The organism is Citrobacter sp. LST-B2, assembly GCF_057983045.1.
The window spans coordinates 4,802,867-4,820,666 of sequence record NZ_CP192598.1 but is presented as its reverse complement, the minus strand read 5'-3'; the positions used below and the strand labels follow the sequence as shown (position 1 = coordinate 4,820,666).

Sequence of the window (17,800 nt, the reverse complement as noted above, 5' to 3'; positions counted from 1 at the left end):
TCGGTATGACAACACCGCTTCTGCACTCTCTGGATATTCGCCTGCTGCGTTACTTTGCCGTGGTGGCGGAAGAGAACAACATGAGCCGGGCAGCCCTGCGACTGTTTATGTCGCAACCGCCGCTTAGCCGCCATATACGCCAGCTTGAAGAACGTCTGGGGGTGACGCTGTTTGTCCGTCATACCAAAGGGTTGACGCTGACGAATGAGGGGCTGCGCGTGCTGGAGATCGTGCGTCCGCTGCTGGAACAGCAGGATAAAACCTATGCGGCCCTGAATCAGCTTGCGCCAGACGGCGTGCAGTCGTTGCGTCTGGGGCTGACGACGGCATTTGAGCAGGGCGTTTTCGCCGCGCTGGAAACGCAACTGAATACCCGGGTTGATACCCTGCGTCTTGTGCGCCAGGGCTCGCCCGATCTCATACGTCAGGTGCGACGCGGAAAACTGGATGCTGCCGTGGTGGCGTTGCCGCTGGAGACCGCCGGACTGACCATCACGCCGCTCGACTGGCGTGAGCCGCTCATCGCAGCGCTACCTGCCATTTGGTCAGAGGCTGGCAGTGACACCCTCTCCCTGAAAGCACTTAATCACCGGCCGCTGTTCTGGTTTAGCCGGGAACGAAATCCGGCCTTCTTTGACGCTACGCGGGCACGCTTTCAGCGTGTGGGTTACGCTCCTGCCTGTCTTGAAGAGCCGCTGGAGCATGACGTTCTGCTGGCGCGAATAGCCCATGGCGATGGTCTGAGCTTATTCCCTGCTTCCTTTGCCGCTATTCAGCGTCAGGGCGTGGTTTTTCGACCACTGAGCGAGGGTGAACTCAGCATTCAGGCGGGGCTGGCGATGTTGCCGGAGAACGCTGCCCGCTTACAATGGCTGAAAAGCATGATGCTGTCCGCTGGTATAGCCCACTAACGTGAATTTTTTTCATCTTCCCTGACTTTTCCTCACCATCAACGATGATTTTTCAGTTGACGTCATCGTGCTTTTCCGTCATTTTTACATCTGGACGTCTAAACGGATAGATGTTCACAACACAACATATAATGACAAGCGATTGATGAGGTAAGGTATGAGCTTTTTTCACGCCAACCAGCGGGAAGCCCTGAATCAGAGCCTGGCGGAAGTCCAGGGTCAGATTAACGTTTCGTTCGAGTTTTTCCCGCCGCGCACCAGTGAAATGGAGCAAACCCTGTGGAATTCCATTGATCGCCTGAGCAGCCTGAAGCCGAAGTTTGTTTCGGTAACCTACGGCGCCAACTCTGGCGAACGCGATCGCACGCACAGCATCATCAAAGGGATTAAAGATCGCACCGGTCTGGAAGCCGCACCGCACCTGACCTGTATTGATGCGACCCGCGATGAACTGCGTACTATTGCACAGGACTACTGGAACAACGGAATCCGCCACATCGTTGCGCTGCGCGGCGATTTGCCGGCAGGCAGCGGTAAGCCCGATATGTATGCTGCCGACCTGGTGAGCCTGCTGAAAGAGGTGGCCGACTTTGATATCTCCGTCGCCGCTTACCCGGAAGTGCATCCGGAAGCGAAAAGCGCGCAGGCGGATCTGCTCAACCTGAAACGTAAAGTGGATGCCGGGGCGAACCGCGCCATTACCCAATTTTTCTTTGACGTCGAAAGCTACCTGCGTTTTCGTGACCGCTGCGTCTCTGCGGGTATCGACGTGGAAATCATTCCTGGCATTCTGCCGGTCTCGAACTTTAAGCAGGCGAAGAAGTTTGCCGATATGACCAATGTGCGCATTCCGGCGTGGATGTCACAGATGTTTAATGGCCTCGATGACGATGCGGAAACCCGTAAGCTGGTGGGAGCAAATATCGCCATGGACATGGTGAAAATTTTAAGCCGGGAAGGCGTAAAAGACTTTCATTTCTATACACTTAACCGCGCTGAAATGAGTTATGCCATTTGCCACACCCTGGGTGTCAGACCCGGTATCTAAATGCCTCGGCCCTCCCCGGAGGGCTTTATTACACCTCATTTTGATCTACATCTCTGTAACTAAAAATATAAAAGGTATCGGCTATCGAATCTGTGGATTTTTTCGACTATATCTTATCTCTGTAGGTGTATATCGTAATGTAAACACTGTAAAGGGAGCATATAGATGAGCACGCCAGACGATATCCATAACCCGACGTCCGCCGGAAAATGTCCTTTTCATCAGGGCGGCCATGACCAGAGCGCTGGAGCAGGAACAACCAGCCGTGACTGGTGGCCTAACCAGCTCCGCGTCGACTTGTTAAACCAACATTCCAATCGCTCAAACCCGCTGGGTGAAGATTTCGATTACCGCAAAGAATTCAGCAAATTAGATTATTCCGCGCTGAAAGGCGATCTCAGAGCGCTTCTCACCGAATCTCAACCGTGGTGGCCTGCTGACTGGGGAACGTATGCCGGTCTGTTTATCCGCATGGCCTGGCACGGGGCTGGTACCTATCGTTCCGTTGACGGACGCGGCGGCGCAGGTCGCGGACAGCAGCGTTTTGCTCCCCTGAACTCCTGGCCGGATAACGTGAGTCTGGACAAGGCGCGTCGTCTGCTGTGGCCAATCAAGCAAAAATACGGACAAAAAATTTCCTGGGCCGACCTGTTTATTCTGGCGGGTAACGTTGCGCTGGAAAACTCCGGCTTCCGTACCTTTGGTTTCGGTGCGGGTCGTGAGGACGTCTGGGAACCGGATCTGGATGTAAACTGGGGCGATGAGAAAACGTGGCTTGCCCACCGTGATCCGGAAGAGCTGGCTAAACGTCCTTTAGCCGCCACCGAGATGGGGCTGATCTATGTTAACCCGGAAGGTCCTAACGCCAGCGGTGAACCGCTTTCGGCGGCTTCAGCGATTCGTGCAACCTTTGGCAACATGGGGATGAACGACGAAGAGACCGTTGCGTTGATTGCCGGCGGTCACACATTAGGGAAAACCCACGGCGCAGGCCCGGCGACGCACGTCGGCCCGGACCCGGAAGTGGCACCGATCGAAAACCAGGGTTTAGGCTGGAAAAGTGATTTTGGTAGCGGTGTGGGCGCGGATGCGATTACATCCGGACTGGAAGTGGTCTGGACGCAAACCCCAACCCAGTGGAGCAACTACTTCTTCGAGAACCTGTTCAAATATGAGTGGGTACAGACGCGCAGTCCGGCTGGCGCCATCCAGTTTGAAGCAGTCGATGCGCCAGAAATCATTCCTGATCCATTCGACCCGTCGAAAAAACGTAAGCCGACGATGCTGGTCACCGACCTGACGCTGCGTTTTGATCCGGAATTCGAAAAAATTTCCCGCCGTTTCCTGAACGATCCGCAGGCGTTTAACGAAGCCTTCGCCCGTGCGTGGTTCAAACTGACCCACCGTGATATGGGGCCGAAAGCGCGTTACATCGGTCCGGAAGTGCCAAAAGAAGATCTGATTTGGCAGGACCCGCTGCCGCAACCCACCTTCAATCCAACGGAAGAAGATATCCTGAGCCTGAAGTCTGCCATCGCGGATTCCGGTCTCTCTGTCGGTGAACTGGTGTCCGTTGCGTGGGCGTCTGCGTCGACCTTCCGCGGGGGGGATAAACGTGGCGGGGCGAACGGTGCGCGTCTGGCATTAGCGCCGCAGCGCGGCTGGGATGTCAATGCGATTGCTACGCGTGCGCTGCCGGTTCTGGAGAAAATCCAGCGTGATTCCGCTAAAGCGTCGCTGGCCGATATCATTGTTCTTGCCGGTGTCGTGGGGGTTGAAAAAGCCGCCAGCGCTGCAGGTGTCAGCATTCATGTGCCGTTTACGCCTGGTCGTGTGGATGCGCGTCAGGATCAGACAGATATTGAGATGTTTGAGCTCCTCAAACCGATCGCTGATGGGTTCCGTAACTATCGCGGTGAACCTGGCGTGGCAACAACAGAGTCTCTGCTGATCGATAAAGCGCAGCAGTTGACTCTGACCGCACCAGAAATGACCGTGCTGGTGGGTGGTCTGCGCGTGCTTGGCGCGAACTACGACGGCAGTAAACATGGTGTCTTTACCGATCGTCCGGGTGTACTCAGCAATGACTTCTTCGTCAACCTGCTGGATATGCGTCACGAATGGAAACCGGTTGATGAGTCAAACGAACAGTTTGAAGGTCGCGATCGTCAGACAGGTGAAGTGAAATACACCGCTTCTCGTGCGGACCTGGTTTTTGGCTCTCATGCGGTGCTGCGTGCTCTGGCGGAAGTGTATGCCGGTAGCGATGCGCACGTGAAGTTCGTGAAGGACTTTGTTGCGGCATGGGTGAAAGTGATGAACCTGGACCGTTTCGACCTGCAGTAAGCCCACCCCTGATGTAATCTGACCCCACTTCAGCGACGGCTTGCAGTCGCTGAAGTGTATTTGTAGGGGTATAGTGTCCGCAGGAAACGTCAATCTACTGGATCTATCATGTCTGTCTCAGGAAAGGGCAATCCACTGGCAATCGGTGGACTTATCTTGCTTACCCTTATCTGGAGCTATAGCTGGATTTTTATGAAGCAGGTCACGAGCTATATCGGCGCGTTCGACTTCACTGCATTACGCTGTATCTTCGGAGCCTTAATATTATTCCTCGTCCTCCTTTTGCGCGGCCGTGGCCTGCGCCCGACGCCGTTTCGGTTTACGCTGGCGATTGCGCTGTTGCAGACCTGCGGGATGATTGGCTTCGGTCAGTGGGCGCTGGTCAGCGGCGGGGCGGGGAAAGTCGCTATCCTGACCTATACCATGCCGTTTTGGGTCGTTATTCTGGCGGCGCTGTTTCTGGGGGAGCGACTGCGACGCCTGCAATACGCCGCAATTGCCATTGCCGCAATAGGGTTACTGCTGGTGCTGCAACCGTGGCAACTGAATTTATCAACGTTGAAGAGCGCTCTGCTGGCGATTCTCTCCGGAGTCAGCTGGGGAGCGAGCGCCATTGTCGCTAAACGTCTTTATACCCGCCATCCACGCGTCGATTTGCTGTCGTTAACGGCCTGGCAGATGTTGTATGCCGCGCTGGTGATGAGTGCGGTGGCCTGGCTGGTGCCGCAGCGGGAAGTTGACTGGCAGCCGGTGGTCCTCTGGGCGCTGGGATATAGCGCGATTCTGGCGACGGCGCTGGCCTGGAGTTTGTGGCTGTTTGTCCTGAAGAATTTGCCTGCCAGTATCGCCAGCTTAAGCACCCTGGCGGTGCCGGTCTGTAGCGTGCTGTTTTCCTGGTGGCTGCTTGGTGAAAACCCCGGTCCCGTTGAGGGTGGGGGAATTGTGCTGATCGTTATGGCGCTGGCAATTGTCAGCCGGAAAAAGCGTGAGGTGCAGGTGGTCGAACAGGCCTGATGAGATAAGAAACACTCCCGGCGAGGCCGGGAGTGTAGAGCGTGTTATTCCCACTCTTGCAGATAGCGCTGACCGTACTGGTCGGCAACCAACAGTGCGGCATAAACCTGATCCGGCGTTGCGCCGCCAGGCATGTTGTGAATGGTTTCGCCTTCCGCGCAGGAGGCTTCTGCCACAATACGCATCTTCGCCGGGATATCCTGTTTGATATCCAGTTGCGCCAGCGTAATCGGCAGACCGACGGAATGGCACAGTGCGGCAACGGTCTCAATCTCTTCAACCGGCGCGTTTTCCAGAATCAGCTGCGTCAGCGTACCGAAGGCCACTTTTTCACCGTGATAATAGTGATGCGCATCCGGGATCGCCGTCAGACCGTTGTGAACCGCGTGCGCGGCAGCCAGACCGCCGCTTTCAAAGCCGACGCCGCTCAGATAGGTGTTGGCCTCAATCACGCGCTCAAGCGCCGGGGTCACGACATGCTGCTCGGCGGCGAGCATTGCTTTTTCACCCTCTTCGAGCAGCGTGTTGTAGCACAGTTCAGCCAGCGCCAGCGCCGCCTGAGTGCATTTGCCGCCCGCCATGGTGATCGCGCCGCTGCGTGAACACGCGCGTGCTTCAAACCACGTGGCCAGCGCATCACCAATCCCTGCGGCTAACAGACGCGCCGGGGCGCCGGCAACGATTTTGGTGTCGACGATAACCATATGCGGGTTGTGCGGTAGCAGCAGATAACGGTCAAATTCACCAGCATCGGTGTAGATAACGGAAAGTGCGCTGCAGGGCGCATCGGTTGAGGCGATGGTCGGGGCGATCGCCACAGGCAGGTTCATAAAGTGGGCAAGGGCTTTGGCGGTATCCAGCGTTTTACCGCCGCCGATGCCGAGCACCGCGCTACACTGCGCATTTTCCGCCACGCTGCGCAAACGGTCGATCTCGTTTTGCGAGCATTCACCGCCAAACGGCGCGACTTCCAGCGCCAGTCCTGCGTTTTTAAAGCTTTTTTCCAGTTCGCCCTGAGCGAAACCGAGAACAAATTTGTCGCCAACAACCAGCCAACGTTCAGCCAACGGCTTGAGGTATTCGCCAAGACGAGTGATGACATCTGCACCCTGGATGTACTTACCAGGGGATTGAATAATGCGATCCATACCTTATTTCCCTCACAGGTTGATGTTACCGAATGCGTTTTTCCAGTCTTGCTCAAACTTCTCAACAGCTGACTCTACCGCAGGGGTATCGAGCATTTGTTGCGCTACATCTAAAGGAAGGGTGATTGCTTCACAGCCCACCAGCAGACAGTCCAGCGCCTGGCGCGGGGTCTTGAAACTGGCGGCCAGCACTTTGCTTTTCGGGGCATGACGTTCCAGTAGCGTCTGTAATTCCTGAACGGTGCGAATACCGTCTCCGCCCTGGGCATCTACGCGGTTGACGTAAGGCGCGACATATTTTGCCCCCGCCAGCGCGGCAAGTAGTCCCTGAGAGGCGCTGTACACGGCGGTTCCCAGGGTGACTATGCCCTCTTTTTTCAACTGCTTGATGGCGACCAGTCCTTCAGAGGTTACCGGGATTTTCACCACAATTCCCGGAACGGCATTGTTCAGACGTTTAGCTTCGTTCACCATTCCCTGCGCATCGCGACTCATGGTCTGGGCAAACAGAACGCCGTTTTCGCCAATCACCTTTTGCAGACGCGGCAGAACATCCCAGATGGATTCTTTGCTTGCCGCGATAATACTCGGGTTGGTCGTCACCCCGGCGATAGGGAAAATGCGGGCCAGACGTTCGACTTCCGCCACATTGGCGCTATCCAGATACAGTTCCATTTTGCTTCCTCTTAAAGTTCAAGCTCATGTTGCAGCAGGCTGGCAATCGCGTCGGCAGACGCGGCATTCACCAGCGCATTGCGAAATTCTTCGTGCATAATGCGACGGGCCAGGCGTGAGAAAATACGCATGTGCTGGTCCCCCGCCGCGTGTTTGTTGAGCGTTAGCATGATGATGAACTGCGCCTCGTCATCTCCCCAGCGGACAGGCGCTTTCAGGCGTGCCACGCTGATAGTGGACTGCTCAATGTGTTCAGATTTGCTGTGCGGAATGGCGAAGCTGAAGCCCAGCCCGGTAGAGAATACTGCCTCACGAGCCCACAGATCGGCTTCCAGTTTGCGGGGGTAGCGGCAGCGGCTGGCGAGCAGCAGATTGTCGGTCATTCCTTTGATCACCTCTTCTTTGCTGCGCCAGTCACTGTCGAGGGTGATGCACTGGGCGGTGACCAGTGGGGCATCCTGCTGTGACATGCGGAACTGCGCCAGCAGATGCTCCACTTCCAGCGACGTGCGACAGGCCATCGCCTGATTCAGCAATTGTCGGCAGGCGCGACTGTCGAGTTGCGCCATTCGCGCTTTAGCGGCAGGAATGGCGGGGGCGCTCATGCTGATTTCATCCAGCCCCAACCCGACCAGCAATGGCAGAACGGAACCTTTTGCCCCGAGCTCGCCACACAGGCCGATCCATTTCCCCTGACGGTGCACCGCCTGCACCGCGAAATCCAGCGCGCGCAGAAAGGCCGGGTTCAGGCTGTTGTAGTGGCGGGTCACTTTGGCGTTATCGCGGTCAACGGCCAACAGGTATTGCGTCAGGTCATTGCTGCCAATACTAAAGAAATCAATCTCTTCACAGCACTGGTCGATGATGAACATCACTGACGGGACTTCCAGCATAATGCCGAGCGGGATCTTCTCATCAAATGGGATCTGTTCATTGCGAAGCTGCTGTTTGGCTTCCGCCAGTTTCTCTTTCACCCACAGGATCTCTTCCATTGAGGAGATCATCGGGATCATAATTTTCAGGCTTCCGTGCGCCGATGCGCGCAGGATCGACCGGAGCTGAGTGGTAAACAGCGCGGCGTACTCTTCATAGATACGCACGGCGCGATAGCCGAGGAACGGGTTGGCTTCAGCAGGAATATTCAGATAATCAACGGGCTTATCGCCGCCGATATCCATCGTACGCACAATAATGCTGCGCCCCTGTGCGGATTCCAGCGCCTGGCAAAAAATGTTGTACAGCTCGTTCTCGTCCGGAGCGCTGAGCCGATCCATATACAGCATTTCGGTGCGGAACAGGCCAACCGCCTCCGCGCCGTTGCCAAATGCCGCCTGCGCTTCCACGGAGTGAGCAATGTTGGCGGCAACTTCCATACGAATGCCGTCGGCCGTGCGCGCTTCCTGGGTCAGCCAGACGCGCTGTTGCTCGCGCAGCGCCTCTTGTACACGGGCTTCCTGCTGATAGTAGCGGCTGACCGGTTCATCAGGCGCGACCACCACCGCTCCTGCATTGCCATCGATATAAACTTCTTGCTGCAGCCACGGGGTTAAAGCGTCAATCGCGACACCGACCAGAGTGGGGATGTTGAATGAACGAGCAAGAATCACCGTGTGCGAAGTGGTGCCGCCGCTTTTCAACAGCAGTCCTTTGAGGAACGTTTTGTCCAGTTCCAGGAACTGGCTGGGCGTCAACTCATCCGCCATACAGATGGTGGGTTGGGTCAGCTTTCCCGGTGCCGGAAAGCGCTTTTCGCCGTAGATGTGTTGCAGCAACTGGAAACAGACGTCGCGAACGTCCAGCGCGCGTTCCTGCAAATAGCGACTGCTGGAACGGGCAAACTCATCGCAGAAATGGTTGGCGCTGTCGACAATCGCCTGCGCGCAGCTTAAGCCGCGAGAAACGCCTGCCAGCAAATGCTGACGTAAGGAGGTATCGCCCGCCAGCGAACGGTGGGCTTCCAGAATCGCACTGGTGGCGCCGTCGCTGTCGAGCAAACGAAACGCAATGTTTTTTACCAGCAGCGTTAAGCCGCGATCCAGCGCCGACTGCTCGCTTTCCACATCGCCTGCCACAGGGAGTTCGCCGAGCGCGTTGAGATCCAGCGAAGAGAGAAGCGTCAGGATACCGCCCGCGCTACCACTGCAAACGCTACGGGCGCGGAAAAGCTGCGGGTTCAGGTGAGTCAGTGAAGCCGGTAGTGGTTCTAATTCGCTGTTACTGGCTTCTGCCAGCGGGGCATCGCAGTGGGGGAACTCGTCGCGCAGCCACAGGCTCAGGCGCTGATGGGCATCGGCTTCATCTGCTCCTGTAATGAGCAACTGGCAGGGGTCGCCAGCCAGCGTATCCGTGCCAATCAACGCCAGTGCGCTCTTGGCGTTGCCCTTACGATCGGTTCGCAGGTTGTGCCACTCAATGTGTGAAGTAAAGGTGTTACACAGGGTCTCAACATGGCTTGCCGGGCGCGCATGGACGCCATTGGGCAGCTCACAGGTAAATTCCACAATCAGGGCCATTGCCTTTCTCCCATAACGGTTTTCTGTCTACAGCATAAAAGGCCTTGCTTGTTCGCTGCCATGTGACAATTCTGCCAAAAACTGGACAAATGTAATGTAAGGCGAAAAGTGGGAGACAGTTCACAAGTCCTCCCGGTATCCGTGAATTCTCTTATCCTTCAACTTATGAAGCGGATCGCATTTTTGTACTGACATTACAAAAATCCAGTAAATGGCCTTTTTATCCACTGTCTGCGACCTTGCGGATTGCCTATTGTTTGCCACAACAACGTTATGGATATGGGCAAACACCTGCCCGGGAGCGACTTATGAATGAGTTGGTACACATCCTGAAAAATACCCGTCAGCATCTGATGACGGGGGTGTCGCATATGATCCCCTTTGTGGTTGCGGGCGGCATCTTACTGGCAGTCTCCGTCATGCTGTATGGGAAAGGGGCGGTGCCTGATGCCGCGACCGATCCGAATCTCAAAAAGCTGTTTGATATCGGCGTGGCCGGACTGACCCTGATGGTGCCTTTCCTCGCGGCGTACATTGGTTATTCCATTGCGGAACGCTCCGCGCTGGCACCATGCGCGATTGGTGCCTGGGTAGGCAACAGCTTCGGCGCCGGGTTCTTCGGGGCGCTGATTGCCGGGATTATCGGCGGCATTGTGGTGTATTACCTGAAAAAAATTCCGGTCCATAAGGTATTGCGTTCTGTCATGCCCATCTTCGTGATTCCTGTCATCGGGACCTTTATTACGGCGGGCATCATGATGTGGGGACTGGGCGAACCCGTTGGCGCGCTGACCGCCAGTCTGACCCAGTGGCTGCAAGGCATGCAGCAGGGCAGCATCGTGATGTTAGCCGTGATTATGGGGCTGATGCTGGCCTTTGACATGGGCGGCCCGATCAACAAAGTGGCCTACGCCTTCATGCTGATTTGTGTAGCGCAGGGGGTTTACACCGTCGTGGCCATTGCGGCGGTCGGGATCTGCGTGCCGCCGCTGGGCTTAGGACTGGCGACGCTGGTGGGGCGTAAAAATTTCTCTTCTGAAGAGCGCGAAGCCGGTAAAGCGGCGCTGGTGATGGGATGTGTGGGCGTTACCGAAGGGGCGATTCCTTTCGCTGCCGCTGACCCGCTGCGCGTCATTCCTTCCATCATGCTGGGTTCGGCCTGTGGTGCGGCCACGGCGGCATTGTTCGGCGCTCAGTGTTACGCAGGCTGGGGTGGACTGATTGTTCTGCCGGTGGTTGAAGGTAAGTTGGGTTATGTCGCCGCGGTGGCGGTAGGTGCGGTGGTGACGGCTATCTGTGTGAACGTGCTGAAAAGCCTGGCGCGCAAGAATGTCTCTCAGACCGACGAGAAAGAAGACGATCTGGATTTAGATTTTGAAATTAATTAAGTGAGGAGTGGCGTCATGACGAAAATTATTGCAGTAACCGCATGTCCTTCAGGTGTTGCACATACCTATATGGCCGCTGAAGCGCTGGAAAGTGCAGCCAAAGCGAAAGGCTGGGAAGTGAAAGTGGAGACGCAGGGCTCCATTGGTCTGGAAAATGAACTGACACCCGCTGATGTGGCACAGGCTGATATCGTCATTCTGACCAAGGATATCGGGATTAAATTTGAGGAGCGTTTTGCTGGTAAGACTATCGTCCGTGTCAACATCAGCGATGCGGTAAAACGCGCCGACGCGATTATGAACAAGATTGGCGCGCATCTGGCGCAAACCGCATAAGTTTTTTGTGTTCCGGATGGCGGCGCTGCCTTATCCGGCCTACGAATTTGTAGGCCTCATAAGCGTAGCGCCATCAGGCATTCATGCCCACAGGAGTTCCTCATGACCCACCGCATCCACCGCTTAAAAGCGGCACTCTTTCAGAACAGCAGGGAAATTTCGCTTGAGCGTGCAATGCTGTATACCGCCAGTCATCAACAGACGGAAGGGGAGCCGGTCATTTTACGTCGGGCTAAAGCGACCGCGTATATCCTCGAGCATGTCGAGATTTCGATTCGTGATGAGGAACTGATTGCCGGCAACCGTACCGTTAAACCGCGTGCGGGCATCATGTCGCCGGAGATGGACCCGTACTGGCTGCTCAACGAGTTGGATCAGTTCCCGACTCGTCCCCAGGACCGTTTCGACATCAGCGAAGACGATAAACGCCTCTATCGTGATGTGCTGTTCCCTTACTGGGAAAAACGGTCGATGAAGGATTTCATCAACGGTCAGATGACGGATGAGGTTAAGGCCGCCGTCAGTACCCAGATTTTTAGCATCAACCAGACGGATAAGGGACAGGGGCATATCATCATTGATTATCCGCGCCTGCTGAATCACGGGCTGGGTGAACTGGTGATGGAGATGCGTGCTCACTGCGAGCAGGCGCCGGATAACGCCTTTTATCAGGCGGCACTGCTGCTGCTGGAAGCGTCGCAGCGCCACATTCTGCGTTATGCCGTACTGGCGGAAGAGATGGCTGAACGCTGCCCTGACGTCACTCGTCGCCAGGAGTTGCTGACTATCGCTGCCAACTCGCGGCATAACGTGCAGCATAAGCCGCACACCTTCTGGCAGGCGTGCCAGTTGTTCTGGTACATGAACATCATTTTGCAGTACGAGTCCAACGCCAGTTCGCTGTCGCTGGGGCGTTTCGATCAGTACATGCTGCCGTTTTATCAGGCGTCGCTGGCGCAGGGAGATGATCCTGCATTCCTGAAAGAACTGCTGGAATCGCTGTGGGTGAAATGCAACGACATTGTGCTCCTGCGTTCGACCAGCAGCGCACGTTATTTCGCTGGCTTCCCGACCGGCTATACCGCGCTACTTGGTGGCCTGACGGAGAATGGCCGCAGTGCGGTAAACGTGCTTTCATTCCTCTGTCTCGATGCCTATCAGAGTGTGCAGTTACCCCAGCCGAATCTGGGCGTTCGCACCAACACGCTGATTGATACGCCGTTTCTGATGAAGACTGCCGAGACTATCCGCCTGGGTACCGGTATTCCACAGATCTTTAATGATGAAGTGGTGATCCCGGCATTCCTCAACCGGGGCGTCTCGCTGGAAGATGCGCGTGATTACGCCGTGGTAGGGTGCGTGGAGTTGTCGATTCCGGGCAGAACCTATGGTCTGCATGATATCGCTATGTTCAATCTGTTGAAGGTCATGGAAATTAGCCTGTACGAGAATGAAGGTAATGGTGAGCTGACCTGGGACGGTCTGCTGGCACATATTCGCGCCAAAATCAGCCACTACATCACGCTGATGGTTGAAGGCAGTAATATTTGCGACATCGGTCATCGCGACTGGGCGCCAGTGCCGTTGCTCTCCTCGTTTATCAGTGATTGTCTGGAGAAGGGATGTGACATCACCGACGGCGGCGCGCGCTATAATTTCTCGGGTGTGCAGGGTATTGGCATCGCCAACCTCAGCGATTCTCTGCATGCGCTGAATGGACTGGTGTTTGAGCAGCAGCGCCTCCGTTTTGACGAACTTCTTGCGGTGTTAAAGGCTAACTTTGCCACGCCGGAAGGGGAAAAGATCCGCGCCAGGTTGATCAACCGCTTCCATAAATACGGTAATGACATTGATGAGGTGGACAACATCAGCGCCGAACTGCTGCGTTATTACTGCAAAGAGGTGGAGAAGTATCAGAATCCGCGTGGCGGGCAGTTTACGCCGGGTTCTTATACCGTGTCCGCACACGTGCCGTTGGGGGCGGTGGTAGGGGCGACACCGGACGGGCGGTTTTCCGGAGAGCAACTGGCGGATGGCGGCCTTTCGCCGATGCTTGGACAGGATATGCAGGGACCGACGGCGGTGCTGAAATCGGTCAGTAAGCTGGATAACACGCTGTTGTCCAACGGGACGTTGCTGAACGTGAAGTTCACGCCCGCCACGCTGGAAGGAGAGGCAGGATTACGCAAACTGTGCGATTTCTTGCGCGCCTTTACCCAGCTCAAATTGCAGCATATTCAGTTTAACGTGGTGAATGCCGAAACGCTGCGGGAAGCGCAGCTGCGACCCCAGGATTTCGCCGGGCTGGTGGTACGCGTGGCAGGGTATAGCGCCTTCTTTGTCGAGCTGTCGAAGGAGATTCAGGATGACATCATTCGCCGCACCGCGCATCAGTTGTGAGGTTGTGGAGTCGTGCGACGAGGAGGTCGCACGCATCTTCAATATTCAACGGTATTCGCTGAATGACGGTCAGGGGATCCGCACGGTGGTCTTTTTTAAAGGCTGCCCGCACACCTGCCCGTGGTGCGCCAATCCGGAATCGATCTCGCCACGAATTGAAACGGTGCGACGGGAAAGCAAATGCCTGCACTGTACGCCGTGTCTGCGTGATGCCGACGAGTGTCCTTCCGGGGCGTTTGAGCGGATTGGCCGTGATGTCACCCTGGATGAGCTGGAACGCGAGGTGATGAAAGATGACGTTTTCTTTCGCACTTCTGGCGGCGGGGTGACGCTGTCGGGCGGAGAGGTGTTGATGCAGGCGGCTTTCGCTACGCGATTCTTACAGCGTCTGCGGCGCTGGGGTGTGCATTGTGCAATTGAAACGGCAGGCGATGCCCCCGCCCGTCGGCTGCTTCCGCTGGCGAAAGCGTGTGATGAAGTGCTGTTCGATTTAAAGATCATGGAGCCTGAACGGGCCCGTGAGATTGTGGCGATGAATATGCCACGCGTCGTGGCTAATTTGCGGATGCTGGTGGCGGAGGGCGTTAACGTGATCCCCCGTTTGCCGCTGATCCCCGGTTACACGCTCACACATGAGAATATGCAGCGCGCGCTGACGTTGCTGTTATCGCTTGGTATAAAGCAATTGCACCTGCTACCGTTTCATCTCTATGGAGAACCGAAATATCGGTTGCTCGGGCAGCAGTGGGGGATGAAGGACGTCCCTGCGCCAACGGAACAGATTATTGCCCAAATGCGTGAGATGGCGGAGAACGCGGGCTTTCAGGTCACAACAGGAGGGTAATATGTCCGTGTCAACAGGACGATTTCTGGTCGCGGTGACGGCCTGCGTAAGCGGTGTGGCCCATACCTACATGGCGGCTGAACGGCTGGAGAAGTTATGCCAGCAGGAAAAATGGACCATTAAGATTGAAACGCAGGGGGCGCTTGGTACGGAAAATCGCTTAACCGAAGAGGATATCCGTCGGGCGGATGCCGTGCTGCTGATTACCGATATCGAACTGGCGGGGGCGGAACGTTTCACTCAATGCCGTTATGTCCAGTCCGGCATTAACGCCTTTCTGCGCGAACCGCAGCGTGTCATGAGCGCGGTGCGTAAGTTGCTTTCCGCTCCGCAATATACCCATCTTATTCTGGACTGACCTGCTTTTCCGTTAGCTGGCTGTGATACTGACGACGATATTCTGACGGCGAGCGTTCGGTGTTTTTACGAAACAGGCGGCAAAAGTAGTTACTGTCCACAAATCCGCAGGTGTGCGCGACTTCTTTCACTTTTAAGTCGTAGCCTTTCAACAAGGTCTTTGCGTGTTCCAGTCGCGTATGGTTCAGGTATTCGTTAAAGCCAACCGCCCCCGTTTTTTGAAACAGATGCGAGAGATAGTTCGGCGAAATATAGAACGCCTGCGCCACCGATTCCCGGGTGAGCGGTGAGGCGTAGCGCTCGTCAATGTAGTCTCGGATAGCCTCAAACAGCGCCTGGCTGCGGGAGGCGGTTTGAATCTGGCTGCCGAGCAGGTCGCGACAGTGGCTGAGCAGACTGGCGACAATCAACCGCGCCGTTTGCTGCTCCTGCGGCTGCATTTGCATTTCATTGAGCGTCTGCAACAGAAAGGAACCGATACGCGGGCCACGGCGCGCCACGTGCTGTTTGACCAGATTCTGGTATGTTTCCCCGTCCCATTGCACCACGCTGAATCCGAGCTGTTGTTTGCCGAACAGGATACTGAGCGTAATGACCGGCACCTGCCACTGCGGAAGATTCCAGCCACCTGCTGGCACATAGAGCACATCGTATGGGGTGAGCGTGTCGGTGAGGCTGGCGTCGGTCAGTTCACCTTCCAGCACGATTTCCAGACGGGGAAAATCGACCTGATACGCCAGCGCCGGGATGGGGGTAAGCGTACTGGCAAAGAAAATCTGGCGCAGCGGCGCGGGGCCATGAATCAGGCGGGATAGAAGATGGCTGACGTCTTGATACATGATGATCCCTTGCGTTGCTCAGACAAGGAAACAGTAACTGCCAGGGTGAAAAAAGGCCACCCTAAAAAGCGTGGCCTGCTGAATGACTTACTGATTTCCGACCTGATCGCCATACGGCAGAGTATCGTAATCAATCAGCGCATTTTTCTTGTACGGGTTACCAATCCAGCGCGTGGTTTCTTTGAACTGCGGGCTGGTGATGGAGCGCGTCGGATCGAAACCGTCGTAGGTCAGCCCGGCTAAGTCGGACCAGGTGTGGATCAGTTCCGAACTGCTGTACTTACGATTCACATCTTGTGATAAATCACGCGGATGCGCGGCCTGCCATTTCTCGGACGTCCACAACAGGAACGGCACGGTATACATGTGACGCGTCGGATTGTCCTCGTTACGACCCTGCGTTTTATGCGGCGGGGTGTCATACACCTCTTCGCCATGGTCGGAGAAATAGAGCAGGAAGCCGTTCGGATCGGTCGCTTTATAATCCTTAATCAGGCTCGCGACGACTTTGTCGTTATACAGGTTGGCGTTGTCGTAATCGTTATACGATTCCAGCTCTTCTGCGCTCAGGCCTGGCGGAACATGATCGGTACTGCCGTCGAACTTGCCCTGGTCTTCCGGGTAACGGAATTTGTACTTAATGTGCGTGCCCAGCAAATGCACGATGATGAACTTTTTCGGTGCCGGATCAGCCATGATTTTCTTAAATGGCGTCAGCACGTTAGTGTCATATTCGCGCGCGCTTTGCGTACGCTGCTGGTTCATATAGAACTGCTCATCGGTCTGCTTAGAGAAAACCGTCAGCATGGTGTTACGGGCGGTCATCGTCTGCTGGTTTGTGATCCAGTAGGTCTTATACCCCGCCTGTTTCATCATGTTCATCAGCGACGGTTTCGTCAGATACAGGTCCGGGTTCTTCTCGTTCGCGAAGGTCAGCGCCTGTTGCAAGATTTCGATCGTGTAAGGACGTGAGGTCACGACGTTGTTAAACACGGTCAGATTCGGATCCGACTGATGCAATGCGTCCAGTTCCGGCGTGGTTTCACGCGGATAACCGTACAGACTCATGCGGCCACGTTGGGTGGATTCGCCAATCACCAGCACCAGCGTGCGCGGCGCGTCGCCGGAATTGTCTTTAAAATTGCTCAGCGGAGGCAAAGCGTGGTTCTGACTTAACAGGTTGTTAAGTGAGGTCAACTGGCGCTGATACTGATAGTAACCAATGACAAACTGCCATGGTGCCGCCGGTTCCATACGTGAGGAGAGGCCGCTTAGCGTTTTTTCATACGGCGAGTTGCCAAACGCAGAACGAACCACAAACGGGTTCAGGATCAGCCCATACAGCAGCGCAAAAGAGACGAGCCAACGCCAGCGTCCGGGAATATAGACGGGGCGCAGTCGTGTCCAGAGAAACACGGCGACGACGGTATAGGCCAGCGCAATGGCGATAATCTTCAGGCTGAAGTATTGGCTCAGGTATTCACTGGCTTCGTTGGCGTTGGTCTCAAACATCACGAACAGGACGCTTTGCGAAAACTCTTGCCCGTAGATGACGTAATAGCAGAGCGTGGCCAGCGACGTCGCCCACAACACGATTCCCACCACCGCAGCAATAATGCGGGTCCGACTCGGGAACAGGAAAATTGGGATCAGCCAAAGGGAGCTGTAAAGCAACGAGTCACGCAGTCCGTTGGTACCGCTGAAACCCGTAATTAAAATAATGGCCTGTAATAAAGAGGAGAAAAACCAAAAATAGAGAAGCGCCCAGCCAAGGGCTTTCCAGCTAAATGATGGCGTAGACTGGAGGGTTGTGGATTGCATATTGTCAGCCTGTCTTTAAACGTGGTGCCAAACGTAGCGACTAAACCTTAAGAGAATCTGAAGCACCGGTGCAAAGGCACACGTTGCTCTGAAAAATCTCACGGTGGAAAAAACAGACAGAAATATAGTGAATGTGCGGAGGTTATGACAGAACTATTTC

14 protein-coding genes are annotated in these 17,800 nt (G+C 55.5%); 9 read left to right on the top strand and 5 right to left on the bottom strand.

What is annotated here, in order from left to right; translation table 11 throughout:
• The first annotated feature begins 5 nt into the window (after nucleotides 1-5).
• The 4 genes from ACQ0PY_RS23190 (at nucleotide 6) to ACQ0PY_RS23175 (ending at nucleotide 5,319) form a co-directional block, all read left to right on the top strand.
• The gene (locus tag ACQ0PY_RS23190) at nucleotides 6-911 is read left to right on the top strand and encodes a LysR family transcriptional regulator (RefSeq protein ID WP_042998935.1); all 906 of its coding nucleotides are present in this window, start codon (nucleotides 6-8) and stop codon (nucleotides 909-911) included.
• A gap of 157 nt (nucleotides 912-1,068) precedes the next feature.
• Entirely contained in the window at nucleotides 1,069-1,959 is an 891-nt protein-coding gene (gene metF / locus ACQ0PY_RS23185) for a methylenetetrahydrofolate reductase (protein ID WP_042998936.1), read from the top strand.
• A gap of 165 nt (nucleotides 1,960-2,124) precedes the next feature.
• Nucleotides 2,125-4,305: a catalase/peroxidase HPI gene (gene katG / locus ACQ0PY_RS23180; protein WP_042998937.1), complete on the top strand. Its 2,181-nt coding sequence runs from the start codon at nucleotides 2,125-2,127 to the stop codon at nucleotides 4,303-4,305.
• Between the two features lie 108 nt (nucleotides 4,306-4,413).
• The gene (locus ACQ0PY_RS23175) at nucleotides 4,414-5,319 is read left to right on the top strand and encodes a DMT family transporter (RefSeq protein WP_044265212.1); all 906 of its coding nucleotides are present in this window, start codon (nucleotides 4,414-4,416) and stop codon (nucleotides 5,317-5,319) included.
• A gap of 44 nt (nucleotides 5,320-5,363) precedes the next feature.
• Here the strand turns inward: ACQ0PY_RS23175 and gldA are convergent, their stop codons facing one another.
• Genes gldA through ptsP form a run of 3 tightly spaced genes read right to left on the bottom strand, consistent with a single transcriptional unit; the run spans nucleotide 5,364 to nucleotide 9,655 of the window.
• Nucleotides 5,364-6,467: a bifunctional L-1,2-propanediol dehydrogenase/glycerol dehydrogenase gene (gene gldA, locus ACQ0PY_RS23170; RefSeq protein ID WP_042998939.1), complete on the bottom strand. Its 1,104-nt coding sequence runs from the start codon at nucleotides 6,465-6,467 to the stop codon at nucleotides 5,364-5,366.
• A 12-nt stretch (nucleotides 6,468-6,479) separates the two neighbouring features.
• Nucleotides 6,480-7,142: a fructose-6-phosphate aldolase gene (fsa, locus tag ACQ0PY_RS23165; RefSeq protein ID WP_042998940.1), complete on the bottom strand. Its 663-nt coding sequence runs from the start codon at nucleotides 7,140-7,142 to the stop codon at nucleotides 6,480-6,482.
• Nucleotides 7,143-7,153: 11 nt separating this feature from the next.
• Nucleotides 7,154-9,655 (bottom strand): phosphoenolpyruvate--protein phosphotransferase, encoded by a 2,502-nt coding sequence (ptsP, locus tag ACQ0PY_RS23160; RefSeq protein ID WP_109739601.1) that lies wholly within the window; start codon nucleotides 9,653-9,655, stop codon nucleotides 7,154-7,156.
• Nucleotides 9,656-9,963: 308 nt separating this feature from the next.
• Between ptsP and ACQ0PY_RS23155 the strand changes: the two genes are divergently transcribed.
• The 5 genes from ACQ0PY_RS23155 (at nucleotide 9,964) to ACQ0PY_RS23135 (ending at nucleotide 14,981) form a co-directional block, all read left to right on the top strand.
• On the top strand, nucleotides 9,964-11,043 hold the full coding sequence (locus ACQ0PY_RS23155) for a PTS fructose transporter subunit EIIC (RefSeq protein ID WP_044257488.1): 1,080 nt from the start codon (nucleotides 9,964-9,966) through the stop codon (nucleotides 11,041-11,043).
• A gap of 15 nt (nucleotides 11,044-11,058) precedes the next feature.
• The gene (locus tag ACQ0PY_RS23150) at nucleotides 11,059-11,379 is read left to right on the top strand and encodes a PTS fructose-like transporter subunit IIB (protein WP_044257490.1); all 321 of its coding nucleotides are present in this window, start codon (nucleotides 11,059-11,061) and stop codon (nucleotides 11,377-11,379) included.
• Nucleotides 11,380-11,481: 102 nt separating this feature from the next.
• Nucleotides 11,482-13,779, top strand: a complete 2,298-nt coding sequence (locus ACQ0PY_RS23145; protein ID WP_109739600.1) for a formate C-acetyltransferase — start codon at nucleotides 11,482-11,484, stop codon at nucleotides 13,777-13,779.
• On the top strand, nucleotides 13,745-14,623 hold the full coding sequence (locus ACQ0PY_RS23140) for a [formate-C-acetyltransferase]-activating enzyme (protein ID WP_044257494.1): 879 nt from the start codon (nucleotides 13,745-13,747) through the stop codon (nucleotides 14,621-14,623). The genes ACQ0PY_RS23145 and ACQ0PY_RS23140 overlap by 35 nt, the downstream gene beginning before the upstream one ends.
• 1 nt (nucleotide 14,624) lies before the next feature.
• Complete coding sequence (locus ACQ0PY_RS23135; RefSeq protein WP_042998943.1) at nucleotides 14,625-14,981, top strand: PTS fructose-like transporter subunit IIB; 357 nt, start codon at nucleotides 14,625-14,627, stop codon at nucleotides 14,979-14,981.
• Here the strand turns inward: ACQ0PY_RS23135 and ACQ0PY_RS23130 are convergent.
• Both ACQ0PY_RS23130 and ACQ0PY_RS23125 read right to left on the bottom strand, forming a co-directional pair.
• Nucleotides 14,968-15,819: a helix-turn-helix transcriptional regulator gene (locus tag ACQ0PY_RS23130; protein WP_042998944.1), complete on the bottom strand. Its 852-nt coding sequence runs from the start codon at nucleotides 15,817-15,819 to the stop codon at nucleotides 14,968-14,970. The two genes, ACQ0PY_RS23135 and ACQ0PY_RS23130, sit on opposite strands and share 14 nt — an antisense overlap.
• Nucleotides 15,820-15,906: 87 nt before the next feature.
• Entirely contained in the window at nucleotides 15,907-17,640 is a 1,734-nt protein-coding gene (locus ACQ0PY_RS23125; RefSeq protein WP_054176979.1) for a phosphoethanolamine transferase CptA, read from the bottom strand.
• Nucleotides 17,641-17,800 lie beyond the last annotated feature (160 nt).

Coding starts and splice junctions, on each gene's coding strand:
- ACQ0PY_RS23155 (WP_044257488.1), top strand. CDS start 9,964: ATGAATGAGTTGGTACACATCCTGAAAAATACCCGTCAGCATCTGATG.
- ACQ0PY_RS23175 (WP_044265212.1), top strand. CDS start 4,414: ATGTCTGTCTCAGGAAAGGGCAATCCACTGGCAATCGGTGGACTTATC.
- ACQ0PY_RS23125 (WP_054176979.1), bottom strand. CDS start 17,640: ATGCAATCCACAACCCTCCAGTCTACGCCATCATTTAGCTGGAAAGCC.
- katG (WP_042998937.1), top strand. CDS start 2,125: ATGAGCACGCCAGACGATATCCATAACCCGACGTCCGCCGGAAAATGT.
- ACQ0PY_RS23130 (WP_042998944.1), bottom strand. CDS start 15,819: ATGTATCAAGACGTCAGCCATCTTCTATCCCGCCTGATTCATGGCCCC.
- ptsP (WP_109739601.1), bottom strand. CDS start 9,655: ATGGCCCTGATTGTGGAATTTACCTGTGAGCTGCCCAATGGCGTCCAT.
- ACQ0PY_RS23150 (WP_044257490.1), top strand. CDS start 11,059: ATGACGAAAATTATTGCAGTAACCGCATGTCCTTCAGGTGTTGCACAT.
- fsa (WP_042998940.1), bottom strand. CDS start 7,142: ATGGAACTGTATCTGGATAGCGCCAATGTGGCGGAAGTCGAACGTCTG.
- ACQ0PY_RS23140 (WP_044257494.1), top strand. CDS start 13,745: ATGACATCATTCGCCGCACCGCGCATCAGTTGTGAGGTTGTGGAGTCG.
- ACQ0PY_RS23190 (WP_042998935.1), top strand. CDS start 6: ATGACAACACCGCTTCTGCACTCTCTGGATATTCGCCTGCTGCGTTAC.
- gldA (WP_042998939.1), bottom strand. CDS start 6,467: ATGGATCGCATTATTCAATCCCCTGGTAAGTACATCCAGGGTGCAGAT.
- ACQ0PY_RS23145 (WP_109739600.1), top strand. CDS start 11,482: ATGACCCACCGCATCCACCGCTTAAAAGCGGCACTCTTTCAGAACAGC.
- ACQ0PY_RS23135 (WP_042998943.1), top strand. CDS start 14,625: ATGTCCGTGTCAACAGGACGATTTCTGGTCGCGGTGACGGCCTGCGTA.
- metF (WP_042998936.1), top strand. CDS start 1,069: ATGAGCTTTTTTCACGCCAACCAGCGGGAAGCCCTGAATCAGAGCCTG.